At 66.7% G+C, this 246-nt stretch carries 1 pseudogene; it reads right to left on the bottom strand.

Annotated elements, in window-relative coordinates:
* Positions 1-117 precede the first annotated feature (117 nt).
* Positions 118-246: pseudogene (locus tag ACQG3P_RS21550) on the bottom strand (5-(carboxyamino)imidazole ribonucleotide synthase); the annotation flags it as partial.

Raw genomic sequence — 246 nt, 5'->3', positions numbered from 1 at the left:
ACCTGGGATTTCGTGGCCACGCAGTTGCGCTATTGACGCGCGTACCGACCACCGGTCGGTACCTACCGGATCTGCTTCGCCCGGTAGGTCACGACCGTTGGACGTGACCGCGCTTCATCAATCGCGCAGGGCGGCGACGGCAGGGGCCACCTGATCCGGACGACCCAGCTGCTGCCCCTCTGCCTCAAGCGCAGCCGCCAACGCTCCGGCCTCATCCTCACGCAACGTGGCATGCCCGACTTTGCG

It is taken from the genome of Stenotrophomonas sp. SrG (assembly GCF_050031795.1).
Taxonomy (GTDB): domain Bacteria; phylum Pseudomonadota; class Gammaproteobacteria; order Xanthomonadales; family Xanthomonadaceae; genus Stenotrophomonas; species Stenotrophomonas rhizophila_A.
Note: the sequence above shows the minus strand (reverse complement) of the source record. Positions and strands in the feature narration are given on the sequence as shown.